At 35.7% G+C, this 8725-nt stretch carries 7 protein-coding genes; all 7 read right to left on the bottom strand.

Annotated features, from left to right (window positions below):
- Window positions 1-79 precede the first annotated feature (79 nt).
- The 7 genes from smpB to FC57_RS09900 all read right to left on the bottom strand — a co-directional run bounded on the left by smpB (window position 80) and on the right by FC57_RS09900 (window position 8632).
- On the bottom strand, window positions 80-538 hold the full coding sequence (gene smpB, locus FC57_RS09870; RefSeq protein WP_007127086.1) for an SsrA-binding protein SmpB: 459 nt from the start codon (window positions 536-538) through the stop codon (window positions 80-82).
- Window positions 539-550: 12 nt separating this feature from the next.
- Complete coding sequence (gene rnr, locus FC57_RS09875; RefSeq protein ID WP_007127087.1) at window positions 551-2881, bottom strand: ribonuclease R; 2331 nt, start codon at window positions 2879-2881, stop codon at window positions 551-553.
- A gap of 72 nt (window positions 2882-2953) precedes the next feature.
- Window positions 2954-3187: a preprotein translocase subunit SecG gene (gene secG / locus FC57_RS09880; RefSeq protein WP_005722499.1), complete on the bottom strand. Its 234-nt coding sequence runs from the start codon at window positions 3185-3187 to the stop codon at window positions 2954-2956.
- 67 nt (window positions 3188-3254) lie between these two features.
- Window positions 3255-5315: an LTA synthase family protein gene (locus FC57_RS09885; RefSeq protein WP_007127088.1), complete on the bottom strand. Its 2061-nt coding sequence runs from the start codon at window positions 5313-5315 to the stop codon at window positions 3255-3257.
- A gap of 71 nt (window positions 5316-5386) precedes the next feature.
- The gene (locus FC57_RS09890; protein ID WP_007127089.1) at window positions 5387-6412 is read right to left on the bottom strand and encodes a lysylphosphatidylglycerol synthase transmembrane domain-containing protein; all 1026 of its coding nucleotides are present in this window, start codon (window positions 6410-6412) and stop codon (window positions 5387-5389) included.
- Complete coding sequence (locus tag FC57_RS09895) at window positions 6412-7455, bottom strand: glycosyltransferase family 4 protein (protein ID WP_007127090.1); 1044 nt, start codon at window positions 7453-7455, stop codon at window positions 6412-6414. The genes FC57_RS09890 and FC57_RS09895 overlap by 1 nt, the downstream gene beginning before the upstream one ends.
- Before the next feature lie 13 nt (window positions 7456-7468).
- The gene (locus FC57_RS09900) at window positions 7469-8632 is read right to left on the bottom strand and encodes a glycosyltransferase family 4 protein (RefSeq protein WP_007127091.1); all 1164 of its coding nucleotides are present in this window, start codon (window positions 8630-8632) and stop codon (window positions 7469-7471) included.
- Window positions 8633-8725: the final 93 nt, after the last annotated feature.

Below are 8725 nucleotides of genomic sequence, written 5' to 3' on the forward strand. Positions count from 1 at the left end.
CTAGCAAAAAACAGCAAAATTTTTTGAAAATTTCTGTAAAAAAACAAAGAAGTTCGCAATCTTTCGATTACGAACTTCTTTAAATACCATATTTGCGACGAATCTCCCGCTTTTGGTCTCTCTCTTTAATGGTTTGACGCTTGTCATATTCTTTCTTACCTTGACCTACGCCAATTAAGACTTTAGCAAAACCATGTTTTAAATAAACTTTCAACGGAATAATAGCTATTCCTCGTTCTGCTTGAGCCTTAGCTAAACGGTTAATTTCCTTTTTGTGCAAAAGAAGACGTCTGCTTCTAAGCGGTTCATGGTTATAACGATTTCCTTGCTTATATTCACTAATATGAACATTTTCTAAAAAAGCAGAACCGTTAATAATTTGAACATAGCCATCACGCAGATTAATTCTTCTAGCACGCACAGATTTAATTTCAGTTCCAGTTAAAGCTATTCCAGCTTCTACGGTTTCCTTAATGAAATAATCATGCCGTGCCTTTTTATTTTGCGCAATTAAATTTTCTTCTTTTTTCTCTTTCATTAAGATCAATCCTTAATGTCTAAAATTTCTTCTGTTACCGTGTTCACGACTCCTACGATCTCCACGACTATTGTAGTTTCCGCCACCACGATGGCCATGATTGTTACGGAAGCCTCGATTGCCACGACGACGATTGTTCATGCCACGATCATTATGCTTCTTCTTAGGTGCATTCGGATCATAAACTTCAAAATCAAGTTGATGTTGTTCGACATTAGCATTAATAAGGGTTACCTTAATTGGCATCCCAATCTTATATTGCTTATGCGTACCACGACCAGTTAAAGTCAATGATTTTTCATTAAAACTATAAAAATCATCAGTTAAGTTAGAAATATGCACTAATCCTTCAACGGTATTAGGCAATTGAATAAACATCCCAAAACTAGTAACTGAAGAAACTACAGCATCAAAATGCTGACCAACTTGGTCGGCCATATATTCAGTCATCTTCAGATCATTTACTTCACGTTCAGTATCAATTGAACGTCTTTCCTGAGTTGAGGTCTGTTCAGCAACGTCTGGCAAATAACCAGCAAAATGCTTTTGAATATCTTCACTCATCCCCTGTTCTTGATATGCATGGATCATACGGTGAACCATTAAATCAGAATAACGTCTAATTGGTGAAGTAAAGTGAGTATAGTATTTAGCAGCTAAGCCAAAGTGACCCAATGCTTCTTCTGAATAACGAGCCTGCTTTAAGCTACGCAACATCATCATTTGGACTACGGCTTCTTCAGGCGTACCAATGGTCTTAGTTACCACTTTTTGCAAATCCAGTGGTTTAACATTATTTGGATCTGCATGGATATTCAACCCAAAAGCACTACAGAACTCAAAGAAATTCTTAATTCTTTCAGAATCTGGTGTTTCGTGAACACGGTACAAGAATGGGACATGCTTTCTAAAGAAATCCTCGGCCACAGTCTCATTTGCCATCAACATAAACGATTCAATCATCTTTTCAGCAGTACCACGTTCATGCAAAACGATGTCTGTTGGCTTACCTTGATCATCGACAATAATCTTTGCTTCTGGTTCCTCAAAGTCGATTGCACCACGTTTATGACGCTGTTTGTATAAAATAGCATGCAAATCTGCCATTTCTTCCAACATTGGACGTAATTTGACATACTTGTCCTCTAAGCCATCCATATCACCTTTAAGAGTCTGATTAACCTTGTTATAAGTCATACGGCCATGTGAGCGCATAACAGAAGGATAAATCTTGTAGCCTACTCTCTTACCTTCAGGCGTGATTTCCATATCACAGGACAAAACAAGGCGGTCTACGCCCTCATTTAAGGAACAAATGCCATTTGAAAGTCTAAACGGCAACATTGGAATTACTCGATCGACTAAATAAGTACTATTGCCCCGAGCAAAGGCTTCCTTATTCAATGGTGTATTTTCAGTAACATAGTGAGAAACATCTGCAATATGAACACCTAAATGATAGTTGCCATTAGGCAATTTCCATAAGACTACAGCATCGTCGAAATCTTTAGAATCATCCCCATCAATAGTAACAGCAGGTTGATCCGTAATATCGACTCTACCCTTTCTCTCTTCTTCAGTAACATGATCTGGTATAGCATTTGCTTGTGCCATTGCGTCTTCTGGCCAATCAGTTCTTACATCATGAGCTGACACAATTGACATGATATCTACGCCAGGATCATTCTTGTTACCAATAATCTTGATAACTGCACCAGTCATCGATTCAGGATTTTCCTCATCTGGATAATCCTTAATAGAAACCTTAACCATGTCACCCATTTGAGGTATTAAACCATTTTCAGATAAGTAAACACGATACTTATGTAATTTCTTATTGTTGCTTAAAGCATAACCAATAAAATGACTAATTTTTCTTTGCTCATCTGTCAATGGATGAAATTCACCAACTAGAGTCTCAAGACCTCGTTCAAGAATTTCCTCTACTTGACCTTCAGGACCTTTGCCATTCCATGGATTACCGCCAGCGGTGATTTTTACCTTAACTTGATCACCATCAACAGCGTACTTGGTATAATCTGCCGCAATAAAGACATCATCTGCATCTTCATCATCTAATTTAACGAAACCAAAGCCCTTATCATTTGCTTTGAAAATACCTTCAACGATTGTATTTTCTTGAGCTAATTGATATTGGCCCTTACCATCAGTAATAATTTTCTTTTCATGCTCTAAGAAAGAAAGAGCTTTAATTAATTCTGTAAAATTACCTAATCGTTCACGACGTGCTTCTCGTTCAATTTGATCTACACGATATTGTTTTTGTGGATTATGGCGAAAAATTTCTAAAACACCGGCCAAAATTTTTTCGTTTTGTGCCATGTAGTTAATCTCCGATCTTTATTTAATATAAAAAAAGCCTCCCCATCATATTTTGATCGGGAGGTACAAAATTTATTTTGAAGACATGTAAGCTAAGATTATAGCAAAGACGAAAAAGAGAACCAATAAAACTGAGGTTACTTTTTCCATAAATGCTTCAAAACCACGTTTTTTGGTTTGACCACTAAAAACGGCACCGCCAGATAAGGCGTTCAATGCATCTTGTTGTTTTTGTGGCTGCATCATTGTCGCAATAACAATTAAGATTGAGACAATAATTAGTAGCGTCATAACTAAATTATACAATGCGCTGCCTCCAATACACACATACGATTTACTTGTCAATTTTACCACAAACCATTACTTTTTGCAGTTATTTTTTCAGCTCTGGTGCATCTGTCTTGAAATCTTTTTGCGTGGTCTTCTTATGATTTTGATACCATAATGAAGTTTTACTTGGATCATTAAACAAACGCTTCAAAGATGGCTCTTTGTTGTAGTCATAGTCTTTAGGCTTAACTTTGGTAAACCATTTTGGACGATAGAACCGCAATAAATTACCATTGATTACACGATCAGACAAAGATAATTGTGTTGTCACCTTGTTGGAAATTGCCGTTAATTTTGCCTTCAATTTCTTATCAGGCTTAATTTCTTTACCAGTCTTGGTATCGTAATAATCGCTACCCACTTTAGAATATTCAGGTGTGATAAAGTCACCGTTTCTTTGAGCTACAATTTGTGGCGCATCCCTGCTAAGCAAATTATGACCAAACTGAATAGTTCCTTTATCGTTAACACCTAGCAAGTTAAGCAAAGTAGGCAAAACATCGATTTCACCACCATAAGTGTGGTCAATTCCACCTTTGAGTCCTTTCATATGGAACATCAAAGGTACACGTTGAAACTGCAAATTATCAAAATCATTAAATGATTTCTTTTTAAGCAATTGTGCACTGGCCTTGTGGTGGTTACCAGAAATACCATAGTGATCACCATAGAAGACGATTAAGGTCTTTTTATCAAGACCAGTCTTCTTCATCCACCGCATCAACTCACCAATTGCTTGATCCAGATAATGTGCGGTTTGAACATAGCCATCAACGGTTTCATCCCCCGTATTGGTTTTATCAATCGTCTGATTCTTCTTATCAAGATCGTATGGGTAGTGGTTAGTAACCGTAATCATCTTCAAATAGAATGGCTGCGGCAAACGTTCAATGTATTTGATTGATTGATCAAAGAAGATCTTATCTTTCAGACCATAACCGATGTAGTAACTTGGTTTGTTTTTGTAGAACGAGAGCGGCATGAAATACTGATAACCAAATGACTTGTAAGCATTGTTCCGGTTCCAGAATGAACCTGCTCCACCGTGCATAACGGCAGTCGTATAGCCTGCTTCTTGATGCAAAATGGCTGGTGCACTTTCAAAAGTATTGGAAGTACCATAAGTGGACATTGCTGAACCCGATTGTAAGCCAAACAGAGAATTTTCAAGCATCATTTCAGCATCTGAAGTTTTCCCTTGCCCTACTTGATTAAAGAAATTATCAAAACTAATTGTATCTTTGGCATGATAAATCTTATTCAAGTTAGGAGTAACTTCTTTGCCCTTCCATTTGTAGCCAATTAAAAACTGTTGGAAACTCTCTAAGTGAATTACTAAGACGTTCTTTCCTTTAGCTACGCCAGTGTATTCAGGATTTGGTTTAACTGCATTATTCTTCAAATAATTTTTAACTGACCGTAAATCCGATACATTAGCCTTAGCCATTTGTGCACTAGTTTGGGCCGTCTTATAACCGTCATAAATGGCATATTCATTAATCCCTAGATATTTGACAATATAGTTATTATCAAAAGTTCTAGTTAACAGACCTGAACGGTCTTTTTGAGCCATCAGCAAATTCAAACCCATCAAACTAACTGCTAAGACTTCGATTAATAGATTGACTTTTAATTTTAATGGACGTACGTCCATCTTAATTACTTTGGTGAGCAACATGACAATTACAGCTGCAATATCTGCAAAAGCCAGGAAGTCGCTGGCTAAGGTAATCCCTGCAATACTTTTCCCCAAGTTATCAGAAGTTGAACCGGAAGTTTTAATAATCGAACAAGATAAGAAATTAGAAAACTCACGATAATAAAGAATATTTGAGAAAAGCCATAGTGTCAGCAGAAAATCAATTATCAGAATAATCCAATACGATTTTCGTCCCTTAAAGAATAGACCAATCCCTAACAGCAGCATCCCTGAAGGAATAGGGTTAAACAAGAGCAAAAACTGCTGCATCGGGCCAACTGCACCCAAATTGAACTTAGTTAAATAAATAAAATATGTTTTTAGCCAAAATAAAACTAAAACAATTGTAAAAAAGCCAAGCTTGGTGTGCGTTAGCCATTTAAAAAAAGACTTGGTACGTTCCATTGCTCTCTCCTTTCATTTCGATATTTTATCTTACTACGGATTTGAGCAAGACGCATTTACTTTAATAAAAATTAATCACTTTCTGTACTTTTTATCTTTTTAGGTTTAAAAATCCAACCGAAGATTCCTAAAATCATCCCGAAAAAGTAAGTTGAAAAACGCCAAACAAACATAGCTAAAATTAGAGCGCCATGTGAAGATACGAAAGTCGTAAATAAAGTTTGAAAACTATATTCTGCTCCACCCGAAGCTCCTGGAATTGGAATGATCGCCATGAACATAATAATCATGATATTCATTTGCGTAACTTTACTCCAAGAACACGGTACATTTAGCGCTGTTAATACCATAAACGGAATAGAATAAAAGAACAATAACTGCAAGATTGTTAGTACTGATGCAATTACTAACTTCTTCTTTTCTTTCTTTAGCTTTTGGCTTTCTTCATAAAAGGTATCAATTTTTTCTAAAGTAGCTTTACGCCATTTTTCGACATGCTGCTTGTTCATAAATTTAGCTAACAAATTCATTAACCAATTAGTTGCTCTCTTAGTAAAACGATAAGCAAACATAATTGCTAGCAAAAATATAATTGAACTAATGTGAATTAAAAAGCCAATAGCAATGAAAATAGCCAATCCAGCAAATTTAGTCATTACGGTGTGAAAACCAAAGATAATGGTGACAATGTAAGCAAAAAAGACAACGATCTGATAAATAATAAATTTCATTAACAAAATCGAAGTTGAACGTCCGCCTTCCATTCCCATCTGGATCATGGCAGCTAATTGCGATGGTTGCCCACCAGTCGACATTGGCGTAATTGCATTGAAAAGCGCTTGAATAATTGGTATTCGCAAAAATGACCAAGCTGATCTTTTTGGTTCTTTCTTACGGTGAGCTAACGTTGCTAAAATCCCAGCTTCACAAACATAAGATAAAAGCATCAAGCCAAACACCATAATCAATGCGAAAACATTAAGACCATGAGCTGCCTTTAAAATTTCGGATAGTGGTGTTGCCTTTAAGTCTGTATAAAGCACAAAGGCACTGATTGCTAAAACAATCAAGATGCCCCATAAATGTTTTTTATTCATTAATGAATTTGTCCTAACTCTTTGCCTAATTTGTATTGCTCATGATAAAATTCATCCCAAATTTTGGCTAAATGATCCTCAGAATATTCTTCACTAGCCTTAAGTGATAATTCACCATATTTTTTCAGCAAATTTGGATCCTTTACTGCCTTTTGCAAAATTTGGTTCATTTCACCAAAGTCTTTACCACACATGTAGTAACCGTCAATGATTACCTTATAAAGATCCAAGTCTCTTAACAAAACGGGCGTACCACAGCTGAATGCTTCAAGTACAGACATTGGGAAAAGCTCATCATATGATGGCAACACAAATAAATCTGCAATATTTAAATACTTAACTAATTGTGTTCGATCCACAATCCCAGCAAAAGTTAAATTCTTTGGTGGATTATCTACCATTTCCTTGTAATGGTTATAGCCATCGGTAATTTTGCCAAATGAAAAACCACCTGCCCAAATGAATTGTACATCTGGGTTAGCTTGAGCCATTTTAACAAAATCATCGATACCCTTACGTTCTTGCACTTGACCATCGCCAAATACAACAAATTCATCAAGTGGAATTTGAAGTTGATGACGAAAGGCATTTTTACTTGCTAATGATTCTTTATAGAATTCAGTTTTAGAAACAAAATTAGGGATATATTTGACCTTATTACGATCAATTCCATAATTCACCAATTTATCAATAAAAATCGGATTGACAACAACAATCTGATCCATCCGTTGATAAAAATCAATCACATACTGATAAAAGATTTTTTTAGCAAAACCAGGTAGTTTAATGGAACCTTCTAACGTATCTGGTAAAAAGTGTACATAACCAATTTTTCTACCACGAGCTGGCGAAAAACTATTAGCGTAATAAGTCGGATTAATCGTATGATAATGCGTTAAATCACTATTACCATATTTATTAATCGTTACATAAAATTCTTCTACTAAGCGTGTTCTCAGCAATCTAATTAATTCATTATAAGCAGAACCTACACCCTGCCCTTTAACTGAATCAGCTTGAGAGAACATATTAATTCTAATCATCTATATCCTCTTTTTATATCTCTTCATGTTTAGGTTGATAATGATCAATTGCGTATTGATAAAAATCATGTACATTAGTTGCAAATTGATCTGATGAAATACTTTGCAACTTATTTTGCAAAATCTCTTGAGGAATTTTTCTTCGTCCCTGTTTAAGCAATTCAATAATTTCTGTGAGCATTTCTTTTTGTGTGGTAAAGGTCCGACCAAAAATTTCTTGATCAAAAATATTTTCAGTGTAATCAGTATCATATACCACACAAGGAGTACCAGCAGCCAAAGCTTCAATATAAGTAAGACCTTGCGTTTCAGTATCACTAGCAGAAACAAAGAGATCAGCCATGCGGTAGTAATTCCCGACATCACCATGATCAACGTTTCCAGCAAAGATCACATAATCTTCTAGAGTTAGGCGTTCAACCTGTTCCTTTAAGATATCCACATCGGGACCATCTCCAGCGATCACAAATTTGATATTTGGAAATTGCTCAACGATATCTGGCATGACATTCAAGATATGACCAATTTTCTTTTCAGCAGCTATTCTGCTTAAGGTCAAGATTACAGGTGCATCTTGTGCAATCCCTAAATCTTTCCGAACATCACGTTTTGAATCGGAGTTCATGCTTTGAATATCCACACCAGTAGGAATAACCCTAATAGGAATTTGAACACCATAGCGCCGTAATAATTCCTCTACACGTCCACTTGGAGCAATGCAACCATCCATATTTTTTAAATAGCTTTTAACAAATTGTTTTACATGATATGGGCGAAGCAAATGTCCATTAAGAATGTAATGCAAATAATCTTCATACATTGTGTGATAAGTATGAATTGCGGGAATATCTAATTGGTGTGCTACATACTTACCAATCGTACCTAATGCAAATTCAGTTTGAGTATGAACTATATCAAGATTTACTTCTTTAGCCACCTTAGTTGCTTCAAACAAACCACGAAAAGCAATTCTACGATCTGTAAATGAAACAAAAGGTATACTACTAAAACGAAAGACATTGGGTTCGACCGTCCCCTTTTTAACGTTGGGATCCGTCGTTGTAAAAATAAATACATTATGTCCCTGTTTTTCCAACGCATCCTTTAGCGTTTTTATTGAAGTAGCTACTCCACTTATTTGGGGAAAATATGTATCGGTATAAAGACCAATATTCATTTAAATACCTCCATATGTAGCATTATAAAGATTACTCAAACTATGTGCAATTTATAATGAAAAATTACTATTATACGCGTGGTGCTAGTTAAA

It is taken from the genome of Lactobacillus ultunensis DSM 16047 (assembly GCF_001436305.1).
In the GTDB taxonomy this organism is placed as follows: Bacteria; Bacillota; Bacilli; order Lactobacillales; family Lactobacillaceae; genus Lactobacillus; species Lactobacillus ultunensis.

Bases quoted from the DNA above. Each gene is read 5' to 3' on its own strand.
- smpB (WP_007127086.1), bottom strand. From the start codon at position 538: ATGAAAGAGAAAAAAGAAGAAAATTTAATTGCGCAAAATAAAAAGGCA.
- rnr (WP_007127087.1), bottom strand. From the start codon at position 2,881: ATGGCACAAAACGAAAAAATTTTGGCCGGTGTTTTAGAAATTTTTCGC.
- FC57_RS09885 (WP_007127088.1), bottom strand. From the start codon at position 5,315: ATGGAACGTACCAAGTCTTTTTTTAAATGGCTAACGCACACCAAGCTT.
- FC57_RS09890 (WP_007127089.1), bottom strand. From the start codon at position 6,412: ATGAATAAAAAACATTTATGGGGCATCTTGATTGTTTTAGCAATCAGT.
- FC57_RS09895 (WP_007127090.1), bottom strand. From the start codon at position 7,455: ATGATTAGAATTAATATGTTCTCTCAAGCTGATTCAGTTAAAGGGCAG.
- FC57_RS09900 (WP_007127091.1), bottom strand. From the start codon at position 8,632: ATGAATATTGGTCTTTATACCGATACATATTTTCCCCAAATAAGTGGA.